Source organism: Rhodococcus sp. As11 (assembly GCF_048957735.1).
GTDB classification, from domain to species: domain Bacteria; phylum Actinomycetota; class Actinomycetes; order Mycobacteriales; family Mycobacteriaceae; genus Rhodococcus; species Rhodococcus gordoniae.
The window spans coordinates 178395-205087 of the sequence record NZ_JARDJE010000004.1; the positions used below are offsets into that span (position 1 = coordinate 178395).

General features: G+C 70.4%; 26 protein-coding genes. 16 read left to right on the forward strand and 10 right to left on the reverse strand.

The features are described 5' to 3' along the window. Positions 1 to 6: 6 nt before the first annotated feature. The 10 genes from PV766_RS06950 to PV766_RS06995 all read left to right on the forward strand — a co-directional run bounded on the left by PV766_RS06950 (position 7) and on the right by PV766_RS06995 (position 9018). Complete coding sequence (locus tag PV766_RS06950; protein ID WP_421096736.1) at positions 7 to 1332, forward strand: hypothetical protein; 1326 nt, start codon at positions 7 to 9, stop codon at positions 1330 to 1332. 63 nt (positions 1333 to 1395) lie between these two features. Further along, on the forward strand, positions 1396 to 2565 hold the full coding sequence (locus PV766_RS06955; RefSeq protein WP_064064160.1) for a glycosyltransferase family 4 protein: 1170 nt from the start codon (positions 1396 to 1398) through the stop codon (positions 2563 to 2565). Between the two features lie 39 nt (positions 2566 to 2604). Beyond that, positions 2605 to 2994: a hypothetical protein gene (locus tag PV766_RS06960; RefSeq protein WP_064064179.1), complete on the forward strand. Its 390-nt coding sequence runs from the start codon at positions 2605 to 2607 to the stop codon at positions 2992 to 2994. 104 nt (positions 2995 to 3098) lie between these two features. Further along, on the forward strand, positions 3099 to 3536 hold the full coding sequence (locus PV766_RS06965; protein ID WP_064064161.1) for an SRPBCC family protein: 438 nt from the start codon (positions 3099 to 3101) through the stop codon (positions 3534 to 3536). Positions 3537 to 3559: 23 nt separating this feature from the next. Beyond that, positions 3560 to 4768 carry an ArsA family ATPase gene (locus PV766_RS06970; protein ID WP_255161238.1) on the forward strand — a complete coding sequence of 403 codons (1209 nt, stop codon included), beginning with the start codon at positions 3560 to 3562 and terminating at the stop codon, positions 4766 to 4768. Continuing rightward, positions 4756 to 5160, forward strand: a complete 405-nt coding sequence (locus PV766_RS06975; protein WP_064064163.1) for a hypothetical protein — start codon at positions 4756 to 4758, stop codon at positions 5158 to 5160. Before PV766_RS06970 ends, PV766_RS06975 begins: the two co-directional genes overlap by 13 nt. Continuing rightward, entirely contained in the window at positions 5157 to 6134 is a 978-nt protein-coding gene (locus tag PV766_RS06980; protein ID WP_421096737.1) for an ROK family glucokinase, read from the forward strand. Before PV766_RS06975 ends, PV766_RS06980 begins: the two co-directional genes overlap by 4 nt. 159 nt (positions 6135 to 6293) lie before the next feature. Next, complete coding sequence (locus PV766_RS06985) at positions 6294 to 7082, forward strand: lysophospholipid acyltransferase family protein (RefSeq protein ID WP_064064164.1); 789 nt, start codon at positions 6294 to 6296, stop codon at positions 7080 to 7082. Positions 7083 to 7086: 4 nt separating this feature from the next. After that, positions 7087 to 7578, forward strand: coding sequence for a polyadenylate-specific 3'-exoribonuclease AS (locus PV766_RS06990; RefSeq protein WP_064064165.1), 492 nt, complete (start codon positions 7087 to 7089; stop codon positions 7576 to 7578). Between the two features lie 54 nt (positions 7579 to 7632). After that, positions 7633 to 9018, forward strand: coding sequence for a class II 3-deoxy-7-phosphoheptulonate synthase (locus tag PV766_RS06995; protein ID WP_016933765.1), 1386 nt, complete (start codon positions 7633 to 7635; stop codon positions 9016 to 9018). A gap of 19 nt (positions 9019 to 9037) precedes the next feature. Here the strand turns inward: PV766_RS06995 and pknB are convergent, their stop codons facing one another. Beyond that, on the reverse strand, positions 9038 to 11083 hold the full coding sequence (gene pknB / locus PV766_RS07000; protein ID WP_421096738.1) for a Stk1 family PASTA domain-containing Ser/Thr kinase: 2046 nt from the start codon (positions 11081 to 11083) through the stop codon (positions 9038 to 9040). 182 nt (positions 11084 to 11265) lie between these two features. Here pknB and PV766_RS07005 point away from each other — a divergent pair, with 182 nt between their 5' ends. Beyond that, positions 11266 to 11637, forward strand: coding sequence for an Rv2175c family DNA-binding protein (locus PV766_RS07005; protein ID WP_245207852.1), 372 nt, complete (start codon positions 11266 to 11268; stop codon positions 11635 to 11637). Positions 11638 to 11657: 20 nt separating this feature from the next. Here the strand turns inward: PV766_RS07005 and PV766_RS07010 are convergent, their stop codons facing one another. From PV766_RS07010 to PV766_RS07025, 4 genes are all read right to left on the reverse strand, one after another. After that, positions 11658 to 12596 carry a phytoene/squalene synthase family protein gene (locus PV766_RS07010; RefSeq protein ID WP_421096739.1) on the reverse strand — a complete coding sequence of 313 codons (939 nt, stop codon included), beginning with the start codon at positions 12594 to 12596 and terminating at the stop codon, positions 11658 to 11660. Next, the gene (locus tag PV766_RS07015; protein WP_207213499.1) at positions 12589 to 14175 is read right to left on the reverse strand and encodes an alpha-(1->6)-mannopyranosyltransferase A; all 1587 of its coding nucleotides are present in this window, start codon (positions 14173 to 14175) and stop codon (positions 12589 to 12591) included. The genes PV766_RS07010 and PV766_RS07015 overlap by 8 nt, the downstream gene beginning before the upstream one ends. Positions 14176 to 14300: 125 nt before the next feature. Then, positions 14301 to 15833, reverse strand: coding sequence for a phytoene desaturase family protein (crtI, locus tag PV766_RS07020; RefSeq protein ID WP_421096740.1), 1533 nt, complete (start codon positions 15831 to 15833; stop codon positions 14301 to 14303). A gap of 5 nt (positions 15834 to 15838) precedes the next feature. After that, a complete protein-coding gene (locus PV766_RS07025; RefSeq protein ID WP_421096741.1) occupies positions 15839 to 16885 on the reverse strand; it encodes a polyprenyl synthetase family protein in 1047 nt (348 codons plus the stop codon). 218 nt (positions 16886 to 17103) lie between these two features. Here PV766_RS07025 and metF point away from each other — a divergent pair, with 218 nt between their 5' ends. Next, complete coding sequence (gene metF / locus PV766_RS07030; protein ID WP_172506108.1) at positions 17104 to 18048, forward strand: methylenetetrahydrofolate reductase [NAD(P)H]; 945 nt, start codon at positions 17104 to 17106, stop codon at positions 18046 to 18048. A gap of 21 nt (positions 18049 to 18069) precedes the next feature. On the opposite strand, the gene PV766_RS07035 is transcribed toward metF, so the two are convergent. From PV766_RS07035 to PV766_RS07055, 5 genes are read right to left on the reverse strand one after another with little or no spacing between them, the layout of a single operon-like run. Continuing rightward, positions 18070 to 19290 carry a glycosyltransferase gene (locus PV766_RS07035; RefSeq protein WP_421096742.1) on the reverse strand — a complete coding sequence of 407 codons (1221 nt, stop codon included), beginning with the start codon at positions 19288 to 19290 and terminating at the stop codon, positions 18070 to 18072. After that, positions 19260 to 19982: an LppM family (lipo)protein gene (locus PV766_RS07040; protein ID WP_421096743.1), complete on the reverse strand. Its 723-nt coding sequence runs from the start codon at positions 19980 to 19982 to the stop codon at positions 19260 to 19262. Before PV766_RS07040 ends, PV766_RS07035 begins: the two co-directional genes overlap by 31 nt. Beyond that, complete coding sequence (locus PV766_RS07045) at positions 19979 to 20857, reverse strand: carotenoid biosynthesis protein (protein ID WP_064064014.1); 879 nt, start codon at positions 20855 to 20857, stop codon at positions 19979 to 19981. The genes PV766_RS07040 and PV766_RS07045 overlap by 4 nt, the downstream gene beginning before the upstream one ends. Then, positions 20854 to 22449, reverse strand: coding sequence for a phytoene desaturase family protein (locus PV766_RS07050; RefSeq protein ID WP_421096744.1), 1596 nt, complete (start codon positions 22447 to 22449; stop codon positions 20854 to 20856). The genes PV766_RS07045 and PV766_RS07050 overlap by 4 nt, the downstream gene beginning before the upstream one ends. Beyond that, entirely contained in the window at positions 22446 to 23093 is a 648-nt protein-coding gene (locus PV766_RS07055) for a GNAT family N-acetyltransferase (protein WP_064065575.1), read from the reverse strand. Before PV766_RS07055 ends, PV766_RS07050 begins: the two co-directional genes overlap by 4 nt. 392 nt (positions 23094 to 23485) lie before the next feature. On the opposite strand from PV766_RS07055, the gene PV766_RS07060 reads away from it, so the two are divergent. The 4 genes from PV766_RS07060 to rsmH all read left to right on the forward strand — a co-directional run bounded on the left by PV766_RS07060 (position 23486) and on the right by rsmH (position 26690). Next, positions 23486 to 23905, forward strand: a complete 420-nt coding sequence (locus tag PV766_RS07060) for an SAV_6107 family HEPN domain-containing protein (RefSeq protein ID WP_016934760.1) — start codon at positions 23486 to 23488, stop codon at positions 23903 to 23905. Between the two features lie 172 nt (positions 23906 to 24077). Then, on the forward strand, positions 24078 to 24497 hold the full coding sequence (locus PV766_RS07065) for a DUF3040 domain-containing protein (RefSeq protein ID WP_016934759.1): 420 nt from the start codon (positions 24078 to 24080) through the stop codon (positions 24495 to 24497). 428 nt (positions 24498 to 24925) lie between these two features. Further along, positions 24926 to 25357: a division/cell wall cluster transcriptional repressor MraZ gene (mraZ, locus tag PV766_RS07070; protein ID WP_064065471.1), complete on the forward strand. Its 432-nt coding sequence runs from the start codon at positions 24926 to 24928 to the stop codon at positions 25355 to 25357. A gap of 292 nt (positions 25358 to 25649) precedes the next feature. Then, a complete protein-coding gene (gene rsmH, locus PV766_RS07075) occupies positions 25650 to 26690 on the forward strand; it encodes a 16S rRNA (cytosine(1402)-N(4))-methyltransferase RsmH (protein WP_421096745.1) in 1041 nt (346 codons plus the stop codon). Positions 26691 to 26693 lie beyond the last annotated feature (3 nt).

Genomic DNA, 26693 nt, shown 5'->3' on the forward strand with positions numbered 1-26693 from the left:
GACGCGGTGCCCGCGCGATCGTCCTCTCCCGCCGGTACCCGCCGGTGGGAACGTCTCGGCCTGGCCGGGCTGGTCGTCGCACTGGTCACGGCAGGCCTGCTGCTGGCCGTCGACCCGGCGGACACCGACGACGCCGACAGCCGGGTACGGGCCGAACTGCAGGTCGTGCTGGACGACTGGAGCCGTGCCGTCCGGACCGGCGACGACGCGTTCCTCACCCGGTTGATCGACGCCGCGTCCCCGGCGCTCCTCGCCTCCGAGCGGGAGCGGATCGCGGCAATCGCCTCTGTTCCTCTCACCGACTTCGGGTACGAACTCGCCCCCGACTCGGCGTTGCCCCTGCCGCCCGAGGTCGTCGCCCGGTTCGGCGCCGACGAGGTCCGGGCCCACCGCGTCCACCTCCGGTTCGCTGTGGACGGCATCGACGACGTACCCACCCGCCGGCCCGTGACCGTGCTGTTCGTCCACCGGCCGCACGGCTGGCGGATCGCCGACGACGCGCCGGCCCTCGCCGGGGCGGAGACCGCGACCTGGCGGGGACCGTGGGACCACGGCCCGCTCCACGTCGCGACCGCACAGACCGAGGGCGGACGTTCGCTCGTGATCGGGCACCCGGACAACGCGTCGTTCGTGGGCGACCTCGCCGACGACCTGCCGTCCGTGGTGGAGGCCGTCGACGACCTGTGGGGCGACACCTGGCCGCGGCGCACGCTGGTCGTCGTGACCTCCTCGCGCGAGGAGTTCTCGCACCTCGTCGGGCCGCGGCACGACGGCGACGACATCGCTGCCGTCGCGGTCTCCGACGACGTGGATCACGGGCACGGGATCGCCACCGGTCAGCGCATCGTCTTCAACCCGGCTGCGAGCGAGCGGCTCGACGACACCTCGCGGAGAACCGTGCTCGCCCACGAGACGGTGCACGTCGCCGCGCGGGCCGGCACGGTGGACGGTTCACCGATGTGGGTTCTCGAGGGTTTCGCCGACTACGTCGGCCACCGCGCGACAGCGGAGGAGCTCGACGTCCGGCGGATCGCACCGACGCTGACCCGGCAGGTTCGGTCGTCGGGTGTACCGGTGTCGCTGCCGGCCGACGGCGATTTCACCGGCGAACGCTCGGCGCTCGCCTACGAGACCGCCTGGTCGATCGCCGCGTACACCGCCGACGAGTTCGGACACGACAGGCTGGTCGCCATGTACCGCGCCCTCGCCGCGGGTCCCGCCACGGACGAGAAGCTCGACGACGTGCTCACCGAACTGCTCGGCGTCGACACCACCGAGTTCGTGGAGGGCTGGGGACGCTGGCTCGGAGGCCGACTCCGCGACACCCACTGACCGGCCCGTGCCGGGGCGGGACCCGTCCACACGCGCGCGTCCCGCTGCTTCTACGGTGGACCCATGTCGCGAACCCTGCTGGTGACGAACGATTTCCCGCCCCGCCCCGGTGGCATCCAGTCCTATCTGCACGCCTTCGCGAACCAGCTGCCGTCCGACGACCTCGTCGTCTACGCACCGCGCTGGCGCGGCGACAGCCACGTGAAGTTCGACGCGCGGGCTCCCTTCGAGGTCGTCCGTCATTCCACGACGCTGATGCTGCCCACCCCCGACGTCGCCCGCCGCGCCACTCGCCTGCTCGTCGAACACGACTGCGACACCGTCTGGTTCGGAGCCGCCGCGCCGCTGGCGTTGCTGGCGCCCGTGATGCGCCGCGCCGGAGCCCACCGCATCGTCGCCAGCACACACGGCCACGAGGTGGGGTGGTCGATGCTGCCCGCCGCCCGCCAGGCCCTGCGGCAGATCGGCGACCATACCGACACCGTCACCTACGTCAGCCGCTACACCCGGGGACGTTTCGCCTCCGCGTTCGGTCCCGAGGCCGGCCTCGAACACCTGCCGTCCGGAGTCGACACGGATGTCTTCCGGCCCGATCCGGGAGCGCGCGCCGACCTGCGGGCACGTTACGGACTCGGCGACCGGCCCACCGTGCTGTGCCTGTCGCGCCTCGTACCGCGCAAGGGGCAGGACGTGCTCATCCGTGCGCTGCCCGCGATCCGCACGCGCATCGACGGTGCCGTCCTCGTCATCGTCGGCGGCGGACCGTACGAGTCGCGACTGCGCGAGCTCGCCCGCCGCGCCGGCGTGGAGGACCATGTCGTGTTCACCGGCACCGTGCCGGCAGCCGAACTCGCCGCGCACCACACCGTCGCCGACGTGTTCGCGATGCCGTGTCGCACCCGCGGCGGCGGTCTCGACGTCGAGGGCCTGGGCATCGTCTACCTCGAGGCGTCCGCGACCGGTGTCCCCGTCGTGGCCGGCAGATCGGGCGGGGCCCCGGAGACGGTGCGGGACGGCCGGACCGGGTACGTCGTCGACGGCACCGCGGTGACGGCGGTCGCCACCGCCGTGTCCGGCATCCTCGCCGATCCCGACCGTGCCGCCGCGATGGGCGCGGCCGGTCGCGAGTGGGTGTCCACCGACTGGAGATGGGACGTCCTGGGAGCGAGATTGCGCGGATATCTCGACGCCGCGACGCCACCGAGCGAGACCGTGGCGCCGTCGGCGGGGTGACCGGACGGGCCGGAGGCGCGATGTGTGAAGCTGTCCTGCGTGAGCAGCATTCAGGTGGCGGATCAGACCTTCGTAGCGGCGCCCCCGGAGCGCATCGCCGAGGAGGTCGCGGCGCCCGATCGGTGGCGTGCCTGGTGGCCCGATCTCACGCTGACCGTGCGTGAGGACCGTGCCGAGAAGGGCATCCGGTGGACGGTGTCGGGCCCGCTCGACGGGACGATGGAAGTGTGGCTCGAACCGGTCCTCGACGGTGCGGTGATCCACTACTTCCTGCACTGCGAACCGGCTGGTGTCCCACCCGAGCGCGTGGCGGGTCTCGACCTCGCCGCCATGAACCGGACGCGCCGGGTCCAGGGAAAGGTGATGACCTTCGAGGTCAAGCAGCGTCTCGAGGCCGGTCGTCCGGCGGGTGAGCCACCGCGCTCCTGACGGACCGAAGTGCCGATACCGTTGTCCGCGGAGTGTGTGATAGACCGTCGGAACGGGACTGATCGGTGTACACCCGAGGGACCGAGAAAGGGAGCCGTCACCACATGGCCGAGAAGACGAAGAGGTCGATCACCATCGACGCGCCGGCCGAGCGTGTCATGAAGGTCATCGCAGATTTCGATGCCTATCCCACCTGGGTGTCGGCGGCGAAGACCGTGGAGGTGGTGGAACACCGCCCCGACGGGCGGGCAGAGCGCGTGCGCTTCGTCCTGGACGCCGGCATCGTCAAGGACACCTACGTCCTGCGGTACAAGTGGGCGCCCGACAACCGCGCCGTGAGCTGGGATCTCGAGAGCGGCGAGATCCAGAAGGCGCAGTCGGGCTCGTACGTGCTGACCGAGACCGCCGACGGCACCACCGTCGTCGACTACCAGCTCACGGTGGACCTCACGATTCCGATGATCGGTCTGTTCAAGCGCAAGGCGGAGAAGGTCATCACCGACACCGCGCTGAAGGAACTCAAGAAGCAGGTGGAGGGCTGAACGTCCGGCCCGCCCCGGCCCGCGTGCGATGGTTCCTCGGCAAGGGCGGCACCGGGAAGACGACCGTGGCCGCGGCCGAGGCGCTCGCGACCGCCCGCGCGGGGGAGCCCGTGCTCGTCGTCTCGATCGACCAGGCGCACTCGCTCGGCGACGTGCTCGACCTGCCCCCGGCCACGAGCCGGGACGCCGGCGGGTCCGGCATCCGGACCGTCGAGGAGAAACTCGACATGGTGGAGATCGATGCGCTGCAGCTGCTCCGGTCGCGCTATGCGGTCCTCGCATCGATGGCGGCGCTCGCCGGGACCCACGAACACGCCGAGCAGTTCGACCTGCCCGAGCCCGACGAACTGACCGGCCTGCCCGGCGTCCAGGAGCTCCTGGTGCTCTCGGAGGTCGCGCGACTCTCGGACACCGGAAAGTGGTCCCATATCGTCGTCGACGCGCCGGCCTCGGCCGACGCCCTGCGCACTCTCGCCGCGCCGCGCACGGTGGCCGACTATCTGGAACGGGTCTGGCCGCAGCACAGCCGGGTCGCGGCCACCACCGGCCCCGACCCCCGGACGGCCGTCTTCGTCGCCCTGTTCGACCGGCTGCTCTCGGGCATCGCCGCGGTACGCGACCTGCTCGACGATCGTCGACGCAGCACGGCGGTGATCGTGGCGACGCCCGATCGCGCCGGTCGTGCCGAACTGCGCAGGGTGCGGTCGTGGCTCGCCCTGTCCGGCATCCGGGTCGAGGCGGTCGTGATCAACGGAGTCACTCCCTCGGTGGGTGGATCGGGTGCGGCGGCGCGACTGCTCGCCGACCAGCGGGCCGCGCACGAGGCGGTCGTGGAGGAGATCACGACGACCGTCACCGACGTCCCCGTGATCGTGTGCGAGCGCCGTGCAGCCGAGCCGGTAGGGTTGGAAGCTCTGGAGGAGCTCGCTGCGGCGCTCCGCCGCGACCCACCCGCACCCTCGTCGGACACCGGCGATCCGGTCCGGGTGCAGCACGAATCGGGAACGGGGGTGGAATCGGTGTACGCGATGCGCATGTACCTCCCACTCGCCGACCCCGCGTCCCTGACACTCGGACGCATCGGCGACGACCTGGTCGTCGGCGCCGACGGCATGCGCCGCCGGGTGCGACTCGCGTCGGGGCTGCGGCGGTGCACGGTCTCCGAAGCCGAGTTCGACGGCACCGATCTGGTGGTGCGCTTCGTACCGGATCCGGCGGTGTGGCCGCTGTGAGAGACGATCACGAAGCTCTGCTCTCCGAGCTGTTGCTGCTCGCCGACGCCGTGCTCGACCGCGTCGAGGGTGCGGTGCAGCAGTTCGCCGTCCCACCCGCCGACGACTCCGCTTCCGGGTCGGCAGCGCCTTCGAGCGCTCCTGACTCGGCAGCGACCCCGGGTGGGTGCGCGTGGTGTCCGCTCTGCGCGGCTGCAGCGCTGGTACGCGGCGAGAACCATGAGCTCGTCACCAGGCTGGCGACCAAGTTGGCGGCTCTGATCGCGCTGCTCCGTGAGTTCCTCTCGCAGTTCCTGTCCGCGACCGGCGGCAACCCACCGGAGCCCACGCCCGATCCGCCGACGCGCGAGCGTGCGGCCTTCGTGCCGATCTCCGTCAACGTCCGGCCGTGAGCATCGGCCACGGGAACGGCGCTGTGCTCACGGTGGGGATCGATATCGGTGGAACGAGTATTCGTGCCGCGGCCGTCGATCGGAACGGCGAGGTCGCCGACAGTGTGCGCACGCAGACGCCGTCCTCCGCGGTCGCCCTCGAGAACGCTCTGCATCGTCTCGTCGATCACCTGCGTGGTCGCAACGACATCGCGGCGGTCGGGCTGGGGGTCGCGGGCTTCCTGACCGAAGACCGCACCACGGTGCGGTTCGCGCCCCACCTGCCCTGGCGGGAGACGCCACTCGCGCAGACGCTGACCGCGCGCTTCGGGCTGCCGGTCGTCCTCGAACACGACGCCAACGCCGCAGCCTGGGCCGAGTACCGCTTCGGTGCCGCCGCAGGCAGCGGGATCGCGGTGATGGTGGCACTCGGAACGGGAATCGGTGCTGCCCTGCTGCTCGACGGCAGGATCTATCGCGGTGCGTACGGTGTGGCCCCCGAACTCGGGCACCTGCAGGTCGATCCCGACGGCCGTCCCTGCCCGTGCGGAAAGCGCGGTTGCTGGGAGCGATATTGCAGCGGAACAGGTCTCGTGGACACGACCGTCGAGATGCTCGCGGCGGATCCCGGACGTTCCGTGCTCGCCGGCGAGATCGCCGCGGATCCGGGATCGCTCACCGGACGGCGGATCGCCGGGGCCGCCCATGACGGCGATCCCGTCGCGCTCGCGGTGTTCGACGACTTCGCCCGCAGGCTCGGGCTCGGACTGGCGCTCGTCGCCGACGTCTACGACCCCGAACTCGTCGTCATCGGGGGAGGGGTCTCCGGCTCCGCGCCGCTGTTCCTCGATGCTGCGCGCGAACACTATGCGGCCGTCACCACCGGTGCCGGGCACCGTCCCCTCGCGCGGGTACGGGTGGCGCAGCTCGGTGATGCCGCAGGGCTGATCGGTGCCGCGGATCTGGCCCGCGCCGAGGTGTGCGGAACCCCGTGATCCCGTTCAGCGGATGAGATTATCGTCACGTCGAGGTCGAAAGCGTGGGGTCGGGCACCTCGGTGATGTGCGTGTGGCGGCCGCATCGTCGTAGAGTCGACCGGCGGGCGGTGCTGCACCGATCCGCGTGGGGGGAAGATCGGATTCGGGAAGGATGCCATGTGGTACTGGCTGTTCAAATACGTCCTCCTGGGACCGTTGCTGTGGCTCATAGGTCGTCCGACCTTCGAAGGCGGCGAGAACATTCCGGCGCACGGCCCGGCGATCCTGGCCAGTAATCACCGCGCGGTCCTCGACTCGTTCTACCTTCCCCTCCTCGTGCGACGGCGGATCACCTTCCTGGCCAAGAGCGAGTACTTCACCGGTGCCGGTCCCAAGGGCGCCTTCCAGCGCTGGTTCTTCTCTTCGGTCGGGCAGGTCCCCATCGACCGCACCGGCGCCGATGCCGCGCAGGACGCGCTCAATGCCGGCGTCCGGGTTCTCGGCCAGGGAAAACTGCTCGGCATCTACCCCGAGGGCACCCGCTCACCCGACGGACGTCTCTACAAGGGCAAGACCGGCCTGGCGCGACTGGCGCTCGAGACCGGCGTCCCCGTGATCCCCGTCGCCATGATCGGAACCGACCGGATGAACCCCATCGGCTCGAAGATGTGGCGACCGGCGAAGATCACCGTACGGATCGGCAAGCCCATCGATTTCTCCCGGTTCGAGGGCATGGGCGGCAACAGGTTCGTCGAGCGCACCGTCACCGACGAGGTCATGTACTCGCTCATGCAGTTGTCGGGCCAGGAGTACGTCGACATCTACGCCGCGACCCTGAAGAGCACGCCGGGCGTGGCGGACGGCCCGGGTACGGCCGGGGAGGCAGGCGCGTCGGAGTCCGAGGCCGTCACCCCGCCGCCGGGCGGTCCCGTCGCGGACCGTATTCCCGACACCCGCGCCGGGTGAGCAGGTGCGCTACTTCTACGACTGTGAATTCATCGAGGACGGTCGCACGATCGAACTCGTCTCGATCGGTGTCGCCTGCGAGGACGGCCGCGAGTTCTACGCGGTGTCGACCGAGTTCGACCCGTCCCGGGCCGGTGCCTGGGTGCGCCGCAACGTGCTGCCGAAGCTGCCGCCCCCGGCGCACCCCGCGTGGAAGTCGCGGTCGAGGATCCGCGACGACCTGCTGAAGTTCCTCGTGCCCCGGCCGGGTATCCGACCCGAGCTGTGGGCATGGATCGGGGCCTACGACCACGTCGTCCTCGCGCAGTTGTGGGGCACGATGCCCGATCTTCCGGACGTCCTGCCCCGCTACACCCGCGAACTCAGGCAGCACTGGGAGGACTCGGGTTCCCCACCCCTGCCTCCGGTTCCGGACGACAATCACGACGCCCTCGCCGACGCCCGCCACAACCTCGCGAAGTTCGAGGCGATCGAGGCCGCTCGTCGTTCACGGTGACGCGGGTAACGGGGTGCTGCGCCGCTCCCGGCCGTCACGCCATATCCTGGACGGGTGAACTGGACTGTCGACGTGCCGATCGACCGCTTGCCCGAACTTCCTCCGTTGCCCGAGGAGCTGCGTGCCAACCTCGACGCGGCGCTCGCGAAACCGGCGCTGCAGCAGCCCGGCTGGCCCGAGGAGCAGGCCGCGGCGATGCGCACCGTGCTCGAGAGCGTGCCCCCCATCACCGTGCCCCGCGAGGTCGAGGAGCTGCAGAACCAGCTCGCCGCCGTCGCCCGCGGTGAAGCCTTCCTCCTGCAGGGCGGCGACTGTGCCGAGACGTTCGCGGACAACACCGAGCCGCACATCAAAGGCAACATCCGCACGTTGCTGCAGATGGCGGTGGTGCTGACCTACGGTGCCTCGACGCCGGTGGTGAAGGTCGCGCGTATCGCCGGCCAGTACGCCAAGCCGCGCTCGTCCGACACCGATGCGCTCGGTCTGCCGTCCTATCGCGGCGACATGGTCAACTCGCTGGTCGCCGATCCGGAGGTGCGCAGGCACGATCCGTCCCGTCTCGTGCGCGCCTACGCGAACGCGAGCGCCGCGATGAACCTCGTGCGTGCTGTCACCGCGGCCGGCGAGGCCGACCTGCACCGCGTGCACGACTGGAACCGGGCCTTCGTCTCGGCCTCGCCCGCCGGGGCCCGCTACGAGGCGCTCGCCTCCGAGATCGATCGCGGCTTGCGGTTCATGGACGCCTGCGGCGTCGTCGACCCGAACCTGCGCGCGGCGACGATCTACGCCAGCCACGAGGCCCTCGTCCTCGACTACGAGCGTGCGATGCTGCGCCTCGACAACTCGGGCGACGAACCGCGCCTGTACGACCTGTCGGCCCACTTCCTGTGGATCGGTGATCGCACCCGTCAGCTCGACGGCGCGCACATCGCGTTCGCGGAGCTGCTGTCGAACCCGATCGGACTCAAGATCGGTCCGTCGACCACCCCGGAGATGGCCGTCGAGTACGTCGAGCGGCTCGACCCGCACAACACGCCGGGACGGCTCACCCTGATCTCCCGGATGGGGCACTCGAAGGTCCGCGACCTGCTGCCCGGCATCATCGAGCGCGTCGAGTCCACCGGTCACAAGGTGATCTGGCAGTGCGATCCGATGCACGGCAACACCCACGAGGCGTCCACCGGCTACAAGACGCGCCACTTCGACCGCATCGTCGACGAGGTGCAGGGCTTCTTCGAGGTACACCGCGCGCTCGGCACGCATCCCGGTGGCATCCACGTCGAGCTCACCGGTGAGAATGTCACCGAATGCCTCGGCGGCGCCCAGGACATCTCCGATCTCGACCTGCACGGTCGTTACGAGACGGCGTGCGATCCGCGCCTGAACACGCAGCAGTCGATCGAACTCGCGTTCCTGGTCGCGGAGATGCTCCGCGGGTAGGCGGGAAGCATCTCTCGGATCAGGGCAGTGCGGTCAACGTGATCGTGCTGCCCTGTTCCGCTCTCCGGCCCGCCCCGGGATTCTGGCCGATCACGACGGACCGGTCGGAGTCGCCGAGCTGCCGCACCTCGACCTCGAAACCGAGCCGGGTGAGTTCTTCGCGGGCCGAGCCCACCGAACGACCCAACAGCGACGGCACCTTCACTGCATCGGATACGAGGAGGGTGACCGTTCCTCCGGCATTGACCTCGTCGCCCTCCGCCGGGTCGGTGCCGGCGACGAGGCCCCCGTCGACGTCGGCGTCGAAGACCTCCCGGATCTCCCCGACGGTCAGTCCCGCATCGTCGAGGATGCGCCGCGCCTCGTCGACCGTGCGTCCGGAGAGATCGGGCAGGGTCACCGGGGGTGATCCCTTGCTCATCACAAGCTTCACCTCGGACCCGACGGGCAGGACGGTTCCCGGCGCGGGATCGAGTGCGGCGACGCCTCCCTCGGGCACCGTGGTGCTGAAGGCGGTGCCGCCCTCCACCGGCTCGAAGGTGCGACGCCGCAGTTCGTCCTCGACGACGGATCTCTCCCCGGCGCCGGGGATGGACGGAACGGTGGGCCTGCCGAGCGACACGAGCAGCGCGATCGTGTCGCCGTCGGGCACACGTGATCCTGCGGTGGGATCGGTACCGAGGACGGTGTCGACCGGGACGTCGTCGGAGTACTCGCCTCTGATCTCGCCGGCCAGTCCGGCTGTCTCGATCGCGGAGACGGCGGCGGCCCGGTCGAGCCCCTGCACGGTCGGTACGTCGGTGAGCCGGCCGGCGCCGAGCCACCATCCGGCGATTCCCATGAACAGTGCGAGCACGATGATCGCGGCGATCCAGGCGGCCGCCGAGCGGCGCTGACGGCGACGGTCGGCGGCGTAGTCGGGCCGCGGCGCCACCGCTTCGGTGTCGGGGCGCGGATGGGCGCGGGTCGCGACCCGGGTGGGGTGGGGACGGGTGGTGGGAGCATTCGGGCCGGCGGTGCCCGGCACCGCGGTCTGCACGGTCGTCGGCGCATGTGCGTTCGCCGCCGCGGTGGCGGGCAGTGCCGTGGTCGCGGGGGCGGGAGCGGGACGACCGGTCGCGGAGCCGTCGGAGGTGCGCGCCGGTACGGCCTCGGGATCCACCGGTGCCGGTGGCGTGCGCACGGCCGATCGTCTCGGTGCGGGAACCCGGTAACGCGGCAGGTCGAGCGTCTCGCAGATCTCCCCGAGAGCATCTGCCATCACCTGGGCGTCCGCGTAGCGTTCGGCCGGTTCGCGCTCGGTGGCGCGGCGGACGAAGGCGTCGAGTTCGGGCGGCACCCCGTCGATCGCCGAACTCGGATCGGGCACGTCCTTCTCCACCCGCTGGTACGCCACCGACAGCGAGGTGTCGCCGGTGAAGGGGGTGCGGCCGGTGAGCATCTCGTACACGAGCACACCGGTCGAGTAGACGTCGCTGCGTGCGTCCGCGCTGCCGACGGTGACCTGTTCGGGAGACAGATAGGCCGCAGTGCCGAGGATCACGCTGCGTGAGGTGGTGGTCGCGGCGGCGACGGCACGGACGAGCCCGAAATCGGCGATCTTCACCTCGCCGTTGCCGGAGATGAGGATGTTCTCGGGCTTGATGTCGCGGTGCACGAGACCTGCACGGTGCGCCACGGCCAGGGCACCGAGGACCGGCGCCGCCACCGCGGCCGCGGCGTGAGGCGGCATCGGGCCGCGTTCGCGCAGCAACTCGCGGAGGGTGCCACCTTCGACGAGCTCCATCACGAGGAAGACGTGATCGCCGTCCTGGCCCTGGTCGTACACCGCGACCAGCCCGGGATGGGTCAGCCGCGCGACGGACCTGGCCTCGAACTCGAACCGTGCCAGGAACTGGGGATCTGCCGCGAACTGCGGGTCCATGATCTTCACGGCGACAGGACGGTCGAGGCGCAGATCGGTGCCGCGGTAGACGGTCGACATGCCGCCCCGCGCGATCTGCGATTCGATGCGATAACGCCGGTCGAGCACGACGCCGACCAGTCGGTCGCCTCCAGCGGTCACCCGGTGTACCCCCGTGTCTCGTGCGTGATGGTGGGACGCCGGTACCCGGGCCTTCGAGGTATCGACGTGACGAAGGTCCGGCTCCGCGTGCGCGAAGTGATTTCGTCCCCGTCGATCGTAGCCAGCTCCCGTGGACGGTAGCCGCGTAGCCGCCCGCGCGGGCACAGCGATAACGTGGTGGGGTGAGTGCAATCCCTTACTGCGACGACGTTCTCGACCGCTCCGTCCCCGTGGTGCAGCTCGTCGACGTGGCGAAGACCCTCGGCGTCGCCATCTCGCGTGTCCACCAGATGGTGCGCGACCGGCAGTTGCTGGCGTTCAAACGCGACCGGGTGCCCGTGGTACCCGAGGCCTTCCTCGACGGAGAGGGGGACATCCTCAAGGGCCTTCCCGGTCTGATCGCGGTGCTGCACGACGGTGGTTACCAGGACGACGAGATCCTGCGGTGGTTGTTCGACGAGGACGATTCTCTTCCCGGCGGAAACCCCGTGGCCGCGATGCACACGCAATCCGCGCGCGAGGTGATGCGGCGGGCGCAGGCGCTCGCCTTCTGACCCCCCGGCTCTCTCCGGGGTCAGCGGTGCCGGAACAGTGAACCGGTGACGTACTCGGTGAGCATCACCGCGGCGCGCGTGCGGCGAGGAACCGTCGCACGCCGGTCGAGCACCCGGAACCCGCTGCGTTCGACCTCGTCGAGGATCCGCCCGTAGAGCGTGAACGCGGTGCGGATGCCCGGCCGGATCCGGTCGGGGAGTAGCGCCAGGCCGGGCTCGGCCCTGCGGTACTCGGCACGGGTCAGCGCGACCGCGTGGGCGAGAGCCCGGTGGACCCGCGGATCGACCACCCCGGTGCGTCTGCCCTCGCGCAGCAGGTCGAGGTCGACCCCGAACGCCGACCACACTTCGAGCGGAATGTAGACGCGTCCGCGTTCGAGGTCTTCTCCCACGTCGCGGATGAAGTTGGTGAGCTGGAACGCTTCGCCGAGTGCGGCGGCGGCCGGCGCGGCCGCCGGATCGTCGACTCCGAACACGGGAAGCAGTTCGAGTCCGATCACGGCCGCGGAGCCGTACATGTACTCGCGCAATTCCTCCATCGTCCGATAGTGGGACCGGAATTCGGGGGTGCCCGGCACGTCCATGCGCATGGACCGGATGAATGCCTCGAAACAGTCGATCGGGATGCCGTACTGCCCGATCGTGTCGGCGAGTGCGCGGACCACCAGCCCGGTGTCGTCGAGCGGGCCCGGATCGCCGGCGAGCGCGGCGTGCAACCGGGCGCGCGCGTCGTCGACACCGCGGATCGCGGCTTCCGGGTCGTTCACCGCGGTGACGTCGACGATGTCGTCGACATGCCTCGCGAATCCGTAGAGCGCGTGGACGGCGCTTCTGCGCGGGGCCGGCAGCAACCGGGTGGCGAGGTTGTAGGTGCGTCCGTGCTCTGCGGTGAGCTCGGCGCAGTAGGCATAGGCCCGGGCGAGGTCGTCGGTCACGCTCCCGGCGGGACGATCAGGCACGGTCGTCCCGCGCAGCACCCGGGGGCGATGCCGGTCGCGGCCGCAGTCGCAGGCGCAGCGGATCGTAGGTGACCAGAGCGCGGGCCGCGACGATCGAGGCGAACACTGCGAGCGCGACGTGCGCCAGGTTGTACATGCCGATCGACCCGTCGGGGTTGAAGATCAACATGAGCCAGGTCGACAGTGCGACGAGCACCATGAGGAGCCGGGGCGACATCGCGAAGGCCGCGGCGACCGCGAGCGGCCACGAGTAGTACCAGGGCAGTGCGGCGGGCGACAGCAGAGTCACGGCGGTCAGTGCCACGACGATCCCGAAGACCGCGTCGCGTTCGGTGCGGCGGAATCGCCACCACGCCCACACGAGGATCACCACCAGCGCGATCGCGCAGAGCATGCGCGTGATGTCGAGGATCGAGCCGAGACGCCACGGGGTGATCCACGTGACGACGTGGGCCATCATCGTCGGCAACGACAACCAGTTGATGATCTTCGACGAACCGGACAAGGCGGTGAGCCAGCCGATACCGACCCCGGCGAGCAGCGAGGTGCCACCGAAGACCGCGGCGAACACGAGAAGTCCGAGTCCGGTCGCTTTGGCGAACAGACGGACCGGCGCTGCGGGCTCGCGTCCCTCGGCGCGCGCACGGTCGCGTTCGTGGACCATCCACACCCATACCAGGAAGGGCAACGCCAACCCCGCCGTGGCCTTGATCGCGGCGCCGAGCGAGACCAGCGCGATGCCGCCGAGATGGCGGCCCTCGAGGACCAGCACGATGCCGGCGATCATGAGACCGACCATCAGCAGCTCGTTGTGCACGCCCCCGACGAGGTGGATCAGCACGAGCGGGTTCAGAACCGCGAGCCACAGGGCGATCGAGGGATTGCCGCCCATGCGGCGCGCGAGTTTCGGCACGGCCCACGCCATGAGCGCCAGGCCGGGAAGCATGGTCAGGCGCCACAACCACGTTCCCGTCACCACATTGTCGTCGGTGATGGACGTGATGCCCGCACCGAGGAGCAGGTGGACGGGTCCGTAGGGGGTGGTGGTGGTCGTCCACACGTTGCTGACGTTGTCGAGCAGGACACCCGGATTGACCACCGGCCCCACCGCGTACGGATCGAAGCCGTCGCGCAACAGCGCGCCCTGGGCGAGATAGGAATACGCGTCGCGGCTGAACATCGGTGTGGCGAACAGCAGGGGAGCGGTCCACGCGGGCAGCACCGTCCACAGATCGCGTACCGTCACGAGCCCGGCGAGGGCGGCCCGGCCGAGGCGCACCCACGCGCCGATCATGACGAGCACGCCGATCCACAGGATGATCGTCGAGAGCAACTGACCGTGGCCGAAGCGCAGCCACGACAGGTAGATGCCCTCGAGCAGCGGATCGACCCGGCGGACGCTGCCCGCCCCGAAACTGCCGAAGGTCATGAACACCGCGCCGCACGCGCCGAGCAGCGCGGCATTGCCGGCGGGACTCCTCAGGAAGGCATACTTCGAAGGCTCACGTGCCGGTGCGGCCGTCCCCTCCGGCGCGGGCGAGGTCTGCGACTCGGCGTCGGGCGAGGCAGGGGACGACATCGGTACGGTTCCTCCCCCGTGGACGTGGATGCGCGGCGCGCAGATGCTGGCGAACGAGGACAGTTTAGTGGAGACGCGAGGCGCACTGCGCCCGGTATCGCCGCTCCCGCGGAAGTGCCCCCGTGTCACCGCGCGCGCGGAACACCGAGCCGTTCGGCGGCGAGTCTTCCGGACAACAGCACCGTGGGTACACCCACACCGGGCACCGTCGCCGAACCCGCGAGCACCACGCCGGGAACGGCCGGGTCGAGATTGCGTCGCCGGAACGGTCCCGTCTGGCGGAAGACGTGCGCGCTCGAGAACGGGCTGCCCGCCTGCATACCACGAGCGTGCCAGGTCGCGGGTGTGTCGATGTGGTCGACGCGGAACCCGTCCGTGATCCCGCCGTATCCGCGGCGGTCGAGGACGTCGAGCAGCTCGTTGCGATAGGGCACCGCGAGTTCCGCCCAGGCGAGCGGTGCGCTGTCGAGGTTCGGGCACGGCGCCAGCACCGACAACGGCTCGTGTTCGACGCCCTCGCGGGTGAACCGCAGGCCGGGATCGGACAGTGCGGGCCGGGTGATCAGTAGTGACGGATCGGACATCAGGCGGCCGCGTCCGCGGCTGCGGGTGATCTCGGCGAAGGTGCGGTTCCATGCGGCGCCGAAGTCGATCACATGGTGGTGTTGCGCCGCCCAGCCGCCACTCACCGCGGTGGGGACAGATCCGTGCAGCACCACCGCCGAGGGCGCGGCCAGCGTGCGACGGCGCCGGCGGCGTGGCAGCACGGCGTCGACGACCGGGGTATCGGGGGTCAGGACGGCCGCGTCGCACGGGAAACGATGCCCGTCGCGGGTGCGGACACCGTCGATCCGGCCGCCGGTGACATCGACCGAGGTCACCTCCCGGCCGAGTTCGAGCCGCCCACCGGCCTCGACGAACGCCGCGGCCATCGCGCGGGCGACCGACCGCATACCGCCGTCCACCGCGTACACACCCATCGAGGTGTCCATGTGGGCGATGGCTCCGTAGACCGCGAGGGCCCGTGCCGGAGCGACACCGGCGTACAGCGCCTGGAAGGTGAAGACGCGGCGCAGGCGAGGGTCGGTGATCCTGCGGTTCACCTGCGCGCCCAGCCTGCCGAACCCGCCCAGGCGGAGAAGGCGCACCAGATCGCGCACGGCGGCGGGCGACGAGGCCAGGTCGAACGGCGAGTCGAAGTTCGCGTCCATGAAACGGTCGAATTCCGCCTCGAAGATGTCGGCGAGCCAGGACCGCAACCGCAGATAGCGTTGTGCTTCGTCGGGCCCGCACACCCGGGAGATCTCCGCGACCATGGCATCGGGATCCGAGTGCACATCGATCGAGGTGCCGTCGGCGAAGCGCGCGTGATAGGCGGGGGAGAGCTGCCGGGTGCGGAGCGCCGGACGGACGGAGTCCCGGTCGGCGCCCACCGCGGCGAGCGCGTCGTCGATCAACTCGGGCATCGTCAGCACGGTGGCGCCGTTGTCGATCTCGTAGCCCGGCCCGTGATAGCTGCCGACCCGGCCACCGACGTCGTCGGCGCGTTCGAGCACCGTCACGTCCTTGCCGCCGCCACGCAGGTGCAGAGCCGCCGACAGGCCGGCGAGCCCCGCGCCGACCACCACGACCTTCTCGACGCCGGAAACCGTCCGCACCGGTCTCACGCCACCCGGCGGGTCGCCGCGACCGCCGAGTCGCGCAGGAGGGCCTTGCCCTCCTGCGTGGCACCGGACGATTCGAGAGCCTCGAACGCGCTGTCGGTCAACGCGGTGATGCGGTCCTCGATCCGGGCGACGGCACCGAGATCGACGAGCACGGAGCGGAGCTGCTCGACCTGCGAGTCGGACAGGTCGGTGCCGATCGAGGTGCGCAACAACTCGGCCGCTGCCGGATCGGAGCCGTCGGCGGTCTCGAGGGCCAGCGCGTACAGGACCGTGCGTTTGCCGGAGCGCAGGTCGTCGCCCGAGGGCTTGCCGGTGACCTCCGGGTCGCCGAAGACCCCGAGCAGGTCGTCGCGCAACTGGAACGCCAGGCCGATGTCGGTGCCGAAGCGGCGGTAGGCATCGATCAGGTCGTCGTCGGCGCCGGCGAGGGCGGCGCCGATATGCAGGGGACGTTCGATCGTGTACGCCGCCGTCTTGAACCGGTTCACCCGCGTCGCGGCCTCCACCGATTCGTCCGCCGCCACCTCGTTGGCGATGTCGAGATACTGCCCGCCGAGCACCTCGGTGCGCATCGCGGCCCAGACCGGCGTCACCCGCGCGACGGTCTCGGGTGCGAGCCCGGCCGAGTGCAGCATGTCGTCCGCCCACACCAGGGCGAGATCGCCGAGCAGGATCGCGACGGATTCGCCGAACTGCTCTGCCTTGCCGTGCCAGCCGGCCTTCCGGTGCTGCTCGGTGAACTCGACGTGCACGGTGGGGAACCCGCGGCGCGTGGTGGAGGCATCGATGATGTCGTCGTGGACGAGCGCCGCGGCCTGCACGAGTTCGAGCGCGGAGCATGCCTGCAGGACGGCCTCTGCGTCCGGGCCCGTCGGATCCCCGCCGGCACCGAGCCAGCCCGTCCACGCGAAACGCGGACGGACCCGCTTGCCGCCGCGGAGCACGAATGCTTCGAGTCTGTCGACGGCCTGCCGGTAGCCACCGCCCACGGAGTCGATCAACGCGGCGCGTGAGACGAAGAACTGCCGGAGGGAGTCCTCCACACGGTGGGGGAGCTGCTCGGCAAGCAAGTGATCGGCGCCGGTAGACAGGACGGAACCTCCAGGTCGATGGTGACGGCACCTCGGAGACGAGTGGAGCCGGGGCGCCGCGACCAGCCTATCCGCCCTCTCGGATCGTCGCCGGTAGCGCCCGCCGCAGCGGCGCCACCTATGCTGGACCGGTGACAAGCGACTTCGTCAGGGCAACCGAGGACGGCGGGATTTCTCGGACCCCGTCGATCGTGGACCGTCTCGGGTCCGCGCGTTCGGGCCGCATTCCGTTCTCCGTCGAGTTCTCCCCGCCTCGCGACGCCGAGGCCGAGGGACGACTGTGGCGTGCCGTGCGGACGTTCGAGCGTCTCGGCCCGGCCTTCGTATCGATGACCTACGGCGCCGGGGGATCCACCCGCGACCGTACGGTTCGGGTCACCGGACGCCTCGCCGAGGAGACCACCCTGCTGCCGGTCGCGCACCTCACGGCCGTCGGGCACAGCATCGACGAACTGCGCGCGATGGTCGGTGCCTACGCCGATCGCGGTATCACCAACATCCTGGCCCTGCGCGGCGACCCGCCGGGTAATCCGCTCGGCGAGTGGGAGAAGCATCCGGAGGGCCTCGAGTACGCCGACGAGCTCGTCCGGTTGGTGCGCGACCTCGGCGACTTCCACGTCGGCGTCGCGTCCTTCCCCGAAGGGCACCACCGGTCCCCGGACCTCGATCACGACACCCGCTATCTCGTGCAGAAGCTGCGCGCGGGCGCCGAGTACTCGATCACCCAGATGTTCTTCGACGTCGAGCACTACCTGCGTCTGCGCGACCGGGTCGTGGCCCACGACGCCGAGCAGGGGCTCAAGCCGATCATCCCCGAGATCATGCCGATCACGTCGCTGCGCTCGGCGCGGCGCAGCCTGGAACTGTCGGGTTCGCAGCTGCCGCCCGTACTCGAGGAGCGCCTGCGGCGGGCGGCGGGCGACGGTCCCGAGGAGGACCGGGCGGCAGTACGCGAGGTGGGCATCGAGGTCGCCACGGAGATGTGCGAGCGTCTGATCTCCGAGGGTGCGCCGTGCCTGCACTTCATCACGCTCAACTTCGCCCGCGCGACCGGCGAGGTGCTCACCCGCCTCGGCTACGAACTCGAGGCTCCCGCCGCGGTGCAGCCGGCCTGAACCGTCCCCGTCCCGGCCCGGTCAGGGGAGGGTGCGGGCCTTCCACGACGCTCGTCCGCTCCGCCGTGCCCGGATCGACGACGCCGTGAGCGCGCCGAAGGCCAGGATCGAGGCGGGGTGGGCCGCGGCGTCCAGCAGGTCGCCGGCGAGACGGTCGGGGGCGTCCGGGTGCCGCCGGCCTCCCCGTTCGGTCGTTCGAGCGAGCAGTCGCGACAGCACTCCCGCGGCGGTCCCGGCCAGGCCCCAGCGTCGCGTCCGCGCGTCTCCGAACAGGGACGCGGCCGGAGGCACGAGGTACGCGACGAGATACAGCGCCACGACCGCGGCAGCCCCGGCGGGAGAGCCGAACGCCGACCACAGCCAGCGCGTGTAGCCGCCCACCAGCGCGCGGGGTCCGTCGTACATCCGGCACGACGCGAGTCGGCCCGCGGCCGCGACCGTGGTGCGTTCTCCGGTGCGGCGTAGCGCCCGGGCGAGATCGAGATCCTCCGTGGGACTCGCCGCGACCGCCGCGTGCCCGCCGATCGCGGCGTAGGCCCGGGCGTCGAAGACGAGGAACTGCCCGCACGCGACCGCCATGGACGGCCGGCGGGTGCGGTGCGAGACCGCGACGGGCAGCAGTGAGAACCACGACCAGAACAGCAGGGGTTGCACGAGGCGCTCGAGCGCAGACCCGGTCCGCTGGTACGGGAACGGCGAGACGAGCGCTGCATTCCGGCGGCGCAGCAGGGTGACGGCGGCGGCGAGCGCATCGGGCGCGAGCCGGACGTCGGCGTCGACGAACAGGACGACTCCCTCGTCCACCACCGAGCCGGCGTGAGCGACCGCTGCGGCGCACGCGGCCGCCTTGCCGGTCCAGCCGGCGGCAGGCGGGTCCGTCGACCGGACGACGGTGATGCGCTCGTCTCCCTCCGCAGCAGCTGCGGCGAGGTCGGCCGTGCCGTCGGACGAATCGTCGTCGAAGACGATCACGCGCAGGGCGCGCAGTCCTCGTTGTGCCCGCAGGTCGGCGACGATCGCACCGATGCGCGGGGCCTCGTCACGGGCGGGAACGACGACGGTGACCTGCTCGTCGACGACCGGGCCCGGCGCGAGACGGGGGAGCGCGAACCGGTTCGCGACGGCGACCGCCGCGCCGTAGGAGGCGACGAGGGCGCCACCGCTGACGAGCCGCTCCCACGGGGTGGGGGCCGGCCCGCGCGACAGGCCGGTCAGGGCCGTGTCCCGCTCGTCGCCGACCACCGCGGCGCCGGATTGCGGGTGAACCAGGCCGTGCCCGCGATGATCAGCGTGACCCCGAAGACGGCTCCGGCCATGATCCCGGCCCAGCCCGCGAAACCGCGCGTGTTGGGATCCGCGTAGCGCACCTCCGCCCGGAGGCTGCTGACCTCACCGGCCGGGAGCTTCCAGGTCACGATCGAATCCGACTCGCGGGTGCCGTTGGTGGTCGCCACCCGGGCCGGGAACGCGATGGTGAACTGGACGTCCGTGCCCTGCGACGGGGCGGACTCGAGGTCCACACGTCCGTTCAGGGCCACGAGGTCGCCGGAACGCTGCAGGTTGAGCTGGAACATGCCCGCGCTCTGGTCGGACATCGTCGCGAGCTGCTGGACATCGCCGAAGGTGAGGTCGTTGAAGAAGACCTGGCTCCCCACGTAGCCGTCCTGCGAGTACTCCTGCACCCGCACCTTCCCGGCCAGAGCCGAAGGGGCGGTGAGCTCGGGGCCGGGATCGTTCTCGTCGGCGGGAATGGTCGCGGCGACGATCTGCCCCGACACGCGGTCGTCGGAAGAGATCCCCATGGTCGCCTGCACGCGCAGGCAACCGGTGAGGAGCGGAACGGCGAGGAGCACGAGCCCCACGACCGCGACGACACGACGGCGGACGGACATGGTGGACGACTGCACGGAGAACATGGTGCCAGGCACGGTCATCCTCGTCGGTTGTTCGGGTCGCTCGCGGCGAGTCGTGCCTCGACCGGCTCCGGGCCGGATCCACTCGCGCCGCGTCCGCGGACGAGCGAGACCAGCAGGGGAACGCCCAGCACACCCATGACGACCAGCCCGTACAGCGCCGAATAGCGGAGCTCGGGGGTGTCGAGGAAGACACTGTGGGCGAGGGCCGAACCGAGCCACGTCCACAGGAACAACGCGATCGGCACACCGTCGTGCCGGGGCGTGTCGGGGCGGTCCGAACGGGAGTCGACGAGGACGAGCACGGTCGCCATGATCGCGGCGACGAGGAGCCAGCCCGCATAGTTGGTGAGCGGAATGTGCCCGATCCCGGGCAGGCCGCCGGCATTGCACCACGACCAGTGACCGTCCGCGACCATCTGGGGGTCGAGGAAGAGATCCCATCCGAGCATGCCGACGGTGACCGCCGCGACCCGGCCGGGACCGTTGCGGACGAGGCGCGAGGCCACGCACCACACGGGGTACAGACCCGCCGACCAGGCCAGCGGTACCACGAGCGGAACGTCGAGGGCCGCCGGCCCGAGACGGTCGGTGACATAGCTGTAGCAGCCGTAGGGGTAGCCGGTCATCGTGCCGACCACCTCGGACAGGTATCCGATACCGGCCGAACTCACGAACAGGACGACGGCGAAGGTGGGACCGCGGTTCAGCGCCGCATGGACGAGGCAGGCTGCGGTGAGCAGTGTGACGACCGCGACGGTCGCGGCGTCCCGGGCGTCACCCTCGGTGAGGGGATAGGCGATCTGGGCGAGGACCGCGGCGACGGCCGGGACGACGGGAAGGATCGTCCGCCATCGGGCCGGGTGGGCCGGGGCAGGCGCGTAGGTCTCGGTCATCGCGACACCCAGCCCTTCATGCGATCCATGATGCCGCCCCTGGCGTCGGCGAGGGCGACGCGGGCGGCGTTGCGTCCGCTCGCGCCGGAGACACCGCCGCCGGGATGCGTCGAGGCGCCGGTGAGGTAGAGGCCGGGCGCGTCGGGCACCCGATAGCCCGACAGCTCCGGCAGCGGCCGCCACAGGAACATCTGGTCCAGCGACATCTCCACGTGCATGACGTTCCCGCCGAGCAGTCCGAGTTCGCGCTCGATGTCGGCGGGGGTCTGTACGTGGCAATGTTCGACGCCGGCGGTGAAACCGGGAGATCGCGTCTCCATCTCCGCGAGGATGCGATCGGTCTCCGATCGGGCGATGTCCTCCCAGCGTCGCCCGCCCCGCAGCGCGTACGGATGCCATTGGGACCACAGTGTGATCTGGTGTTTGCCGGCGGGCGCGATCGTCGGATCGAGTGCCGAGAAGCTCATCGCGAGAACCGCCGGTCGCGGGGGCGGGTCTCCCGCCATCGCGGCACCGTGGGCCGCCCGCAGGTGGGCGCGGTCGTCGACGAGCAGTTGCAGACCCGAGGTGGTCAGCTCCGGTTCGTCGCACCCGCGGTAGTGCGGCAGCGAATCGGTGCCCAGCCGCAGGACCATGCCGATGCCCGGGCCGACCCGCATGCTGCGCCGCCAGCCTTCGAGCCGGCCGCGGTCGTATCCGCCGCGGTCGAGCAGATCCAGTGTGGTGAGGACGTGACAGCCGGCGACGACCCTGCGGGCCCGCACGGAGCGTCCCGATGCGGTGCGCACGGTCCACAGATCGCCGGAGCGGCCGATCTCCGTGACGGCGTCGCCGCAGGTCACCGTGCCGCCATCGGAACGCAGTCGGGACAGCAGCGCCTGGGTCAGCGCGCCGCTCCCGCCGACCGCGCGGCCCGGCGGAAGGGTGTGCATGAGGGCCGCGAAGCCCACCATCGCCGCGGTGCCCGGTTCGGACATGGGCGGTCCGGACTGCGCACCGAACCAGGCCAGTGCCGCTTTCAGGGGTTCGTCGTCGAAGTATTCGTCGAGCAGGCTGTCGCCGGTGGTGAGAAAACGGCGGGACAGGGCGCTGCCGCCTTCCCCGGCGTCGAGACCCCAGAACGAGGACAGCAGGTGCCGGCCGGTCGGGGGATGGGTGAACGACTTCATCACCGCCGCGCTGCGCGGACCCCAGTCCTGCACGAATCGGCGGTACGCGTCGGCTTCCCGGCGCCCGCACGCGGCCTCGACGGACGCGCAGGTCCGGTCGAGATCGCGGTGGAACACGATGCCGGGGCGGTCGGTGCCTGCGGGCGGCGGCGCGTACGCCCACGGGTCGCAGTCGATGTAGCGCAGTCCGTGGGCGGCGAGATCGAGCTCCTCGACGATTCCCGAGTGGCGGACCATGATGTGGGCCGAGGAACCGCGGTCCACGGCGTATCCGGGGAAGCGCTCGACGGTGGAGACGGCCCCGCCCGGCACGGTGTCGCGTTCGAGCACCTCCACCGACCATCCGTCACGGGCGAGATAGCACGCCGAGACCAGAGCGTTGTGGCCGGATCCGACCACGACGGCGTCGAGGGTGGGGCTCATGGGATACCACTTCCGTCCGGATCGTCGAGCGTGTGGGGGTGATGCGGAACGAGGTCCGGCCCGAGCGGCAGACTCCTGCCGAGCACCGCGAAGGGCCGGGCATCGCCGGTGAAGACGAACCGGCGGACGACATCCTGGAATCCGAACCGACGGTACAGCCGCCACGCCCGGTTGTCCTCGGCCGGCACCTCGGGAGTCGACAGCAGGACGGCTCCTTCCGTACGGTCCCGCAGCAGCGCGTACAGGAGCAGTTCGCCGATGCGGCGTCCCTGCATGTCGGGACGGACGTGCAGTTCGGTGAGCTCGAAGTAGTCGGCGAGGACCCGATCGATCTCCTCGGGAGACCGTCCGGAACGACGCATGCCGGTGCGCACCTGTTGGTTCCACCACTGCCGGCTATCGCCCCGATAGCCGTACGCGATGCCGACGATCGTGTCGGGCGCCTCGGGGAGAGCGGCGGCGAAGGCCTGCCATCCCGCACGTGCCGAATGCTCGGACCACATCGGCGCCCGGTGGTACTCCGTGCCGCGGGGATAGCGCATCGCCGCGACGTAGACGGACAGCAGCTCGGGGAGGCGCGCACGGAAATCCGCAGGGGAGAGTTCGGTGAGGATTGCGGGGTCGTGGTGGGGATCGGTGGTCATGCGTGACTCGTTCGGGTGGCTCGCGATGTGTCGGAGGTGTTCGGGTCTCGCTGATCGTTCGGGATGACGTGGCCGCTTTCTCTTGACGGGTTGTCGGTGGGTCCAGCTATATTGAATACGTCGAACGCATGTTCGACACCGGTGATCCGGGGATGTTCGAGGGAAGCGAACATCCCCGGATCACCCTGGGGTCTCCCGCTCGGCGTCCGTGTCGGGGATCACTCGAGGGCAGTGATCTCCGTTCCTCGGCGTTTCGGCGGGAATACCACCGGATACCGCTCGTTGTAGTGAGTGGTGCGAGCACGCCGAGGAGGTGCGTGAATATGGCCGACGGTCACGTCGCGGGTCGAGGGCCGCGCCGAACGTCTCCCACGCTCGGACCGTCCGCATGCATGGACCGCCCGACCTCGGCGCGCGCAGCGACGCTGTTGCGCAAGGCCGACGATCTGCTCTCGGGTGCCGCCGGTGCCGGCGATCCGGGCGAGAGGTTCCGTCTCGCCTATCTTGCGGCGCTGCGCGGTGCCGGCGCGGTCGTCGCCGCTGCGGAGATGCGCTCCGGGGTCCGGCCGGCGCGCCGGCCGGTCACGCGCAATGCGTGGGCGCTCATGGCGCGAGCCGACGAGTCCTTCGCCGTCTGGGCCGACTACTTCGCCGACCGTTCCGCCACTCGCGCGGCGATCGAGGCGGGCGTCGCGCGGGCCGTCGGAGCCGACGAGTCCGGTGCGTTCTACGACGAGGTGGGTCACTTCCTGCACGACGTGGAGGGTTATCTCGACGCCGAGGCAGAGCCCGAAGTCGGTGTCGGTGGGTGACCTTCGCCTTCTCATGAGGGCTTCGCCGGGCGGGGGACCGAACTCACGTGTGGAGTTTGTGGTCCACATCGACTTCTGCTCGTATTATTGACTCAGGCGGCCGTATCGACGGCCCCCCGCCGGATCCGCCCCACGGATCCGGTGGCCACCGTTTAGTGCCGGGGGAGGTACCGTGCCACTCTCCGAGCACGAGCAGCGCATGCTCGATCAGATCGAGAGCGCGCTCTATGCTGAGGATCCCAAGTTCGCCTCGACCGTGCGTGGTAGCCGGTTGGGGATGGCGTCGAACCGGCGGCGGCTGCAGGCCGGCGCCTTGTTCGTGTTGGGCCTGACGCTGTTGATCGCCGGTGTTGCCCTGCCGCTCAAGCCGGGCGGCTTTCCGATCATCAGTCTGCTCGGGTTCCTCGTGATGTTCGCCGCCGGAGTTCTGTTGCTCCTCGGCGGTCGTCGGCCGTCGGCTTCAGGGGCGACGGGTGGTAGTTCCGCTTCCGGAAAGACCGGCCGAAGTTCCGGCGGCGGCAGGAAGTCCTCGGGTGGTGGCTTCACCAACCGCATGGAAGAGCGGTTCCGGAGGCGTTTCGAGCAGGAGTGACCTCCTCGACCAACAGCTGTATCGACGACGGCGCGACCCACGGGTCGCGCCGTCGTCGTTCTCTGCGGAGTTTCGTACCCTCACCGGTCGTCTCTCCTCCACCGCGCCCCACTCGCCGCCGCCCTCGGCTCCGTTCCCTCTCCCCGCCTCGTCCCACCCGCCCCGTTTTCCCTGGTCGTCTTGCGCTCCGTCCTCGTTTCCCGGGTGGGGACGGTCGTCGACGCGAAGGCGTCGGCCGATGCTGCGCCACCTCCCCGGGGCGTGTCCCCATTTTCCGCCACCTGCTCTGAGCTGGGGATGTGACGGCAACACGCGTGACCGGGCGGCGGTAATCCGTTTCCGGTGGGGCAAAGTGGGGTAATGTGGGGCACGGCGGGACGAGGTGTCCTGCCGCGCGAAGCATCCGTCCGGCAGCGGGGAGGCGCCGAGTGTTCCTCGGTACCTACACCCCCAAGTTGGACGACAAGGGCCGGCTCACGCTGCCGGCGAAGTACCGAGACGAGCTGGCGGGAGGGTTGATGATCACGAAGGGGCAGGATCACAGCCTCACCGTGTTCCCTCGCGACGAGTTCGCCGCCTTGGCGGAACGCGCTGCGAGCGCCTCACGGAGCAACCCCCAGGCACGTGCGTTCCTGCGCAGCCTCGCTTCGGGAACGGACGAGCAGCGACCCGACTCGCAAGGCCGGATCACGCTGTCGGCCGCGCACCGCAGGTATGCCGGTCTCGCCAAGGACTGCGTCGTGATCGGCTCGGTCAGGTACCTCGAGATCTGGGACGCGACGGCATGGGAGACCTACCTTGCCGAACACGAAGAAGACTTCTCGGAAGCGAGAGACGAAGCACTACGCGACATCTTGTAACACCACGGCTCGGGTTGCGCGGCGAGTGCCGCGAGGCCTCTGCCCGATGTGCCGGCCCTGACGCACTTCCCCAGCGCCAGGTACGGACCGGAGGGCCCTGACGCACTTCCCCGGCGTCAGGTCTCTTCGGACTCGGACAGAGACCTCGAGGCATTCGCCGTCTTCCGTATCAACCCCGTGGCGACGAGCAGGGCATCGATACGAGCGACAGGCAGGCACGAGGCACACCACCGTCCACCCGACGAGTACCCCACAGACCGTAAGCGGCCCGAGCAGGATTTCCGGAGGACACATGGTGGACGGCGAGCACGACTCCGTCGATGGTGCGGATGAGGCCACCGGTGTCGATGTGACGTCCCCTGCGGAGTTCGGCCACGTCCCGGTCATGCTCGATCGAGCCGTCGAGATCCTCGGTCCGGCGATCGAGAGTGCCGGACCGGACGGCGAGGGCGCTGTCTTCGTCGACGCGACACTCGGTCTCGGCGGGCACTCCGAACACTTCCTGACGATCTATCCCGGTCTGCGGCTCGTGGGTCTCGACCGCGACCCCGACGCACTGGCGATCGCGCGCGAGCGGCTCGCGCGGTTCTCCGACCGCACCGACTTCGTCCATACCCGCTACGACGGGATCGCCGATGCGCTCGAGAGCGTCGGCCTCGACCGGTACGGTTCGGTCCACGCTGCTCTGTTCGATCTCGGTGTGTCCTCGATGCAGCTCGACGAAGCGGAGCGCGGCTTCGCGTACTCGAAGGACGCTCCGCTCGACATGCGGATGGATCCCACCACCGGCATCACCGCCGCGGATGTCCTCAACACCTACGGTCACGGCGATCTCGCCCGCATCCTGAGCACCTACGGCGAAGAACGGTTCGCCGGCAAGATCGCCTCCGAGATCGTGCGGACCCGGGCCAGGACGCCGTTCCGGACCAGCGGCGAACTCGTCGAACTGCTCTACCGCACGATCCCGGCCGCGACCCGTCGCACCGGTGGTCATCCGGCCAAGCGCACCTTCCAGGCGCTGCGTGTCGAGGTCAACGCCGAGCTCGACTCGCTGCGCGATGCGATCCCCGACGCTCTCGACGCCCTCGCCGTCGGCGGCCGGATCGTCTTCATGTCGTACCAGTCGCTCGAGGACAAGGTCGTCAAGCAGGAGCTGACGCCGCGTTCGAAGTCCCGCAGTCCCGAAGGGCTTCCGGTCGAACTGCCGGGCATGGGACCGGAACTGCGCATCCTGACCCGCGGCGCCGAGCGGGCGACCGAGGACGAGATCGAGGCCAATCCACGTTCGGCGCCCGTCCGCCTGCGTGCTGCAGAACGAATCGCCAGGAGGTAACCG